This is a genomic window from Thermococcus sp. 21S9, from assembly GCF_012027635.1.
Taxonomy (GTDB): Archaea; Methanobacteriota_B; Thermococci; order Thermococcales; family Thermococcaceae; genus Thermococcus.
On sequence record NZ_SNUS01000024.1, the window covers coordinates 1 to 497 of the forward strand.

Here is a 497-nt window from a genome sequence, read left to right on the forward strand (position 1 = left end):
TTAAATTCATTTATAAGTGAGTTATAATTACACAAAATTGTCCAGAAATGTTTAAAAATGATGTTATTAAACATAACAATCGTTGAAAAATAATTCATGGAATAAAGAGGGGGAGAACATGAACGTATTTAAAAATACGCTAGAACTCTTCGAGAAGTTCAAGCCAACACCTCTAGTAAAGTTGCAAAGTCTTTCTGGGGAAAATAGAGAGATATTTGCCAAATTAGAGTTCTTTAACCCATTCAGCAGAAGCATAAAAGACAGAGCTGTTTTCAACATGCTCATGAAAGCCAAGCAGAGAGGAGAAATAAACGGAAGGAACAAGCTTTTTGAAGCCACTTCTGGGAACGTTGGAATTGCAATAGCGGCGCTTTCTAATATTATGGGAGCAAAGTTCAGGGCATACTTGCCTAAACCAACACCAAAGACGACGGAAGTTTTGCTCAAAGTTCTTGGCGCAGAAGTTGTTAGGACAGATTTTGAAACCATAGATCCCG

The 497-nt window shown here is 37.0% G+C and carries 1 protein-coding gene; it reads left to right on the plus strand.

Annotated elements, in window-relative coordinates; all coding sequences use genetic code 11:
- Positions 1–118 precede the first annotated feature (118 nt).
- A partial coding sequence (locus E3E28_RS10775; RefSeq protein WP_167915453.1) for a pyridoxal-phosphate dependent enzyme occupies positions 119–497 on the plus strand: 379 nt, incomplete at its 3' end.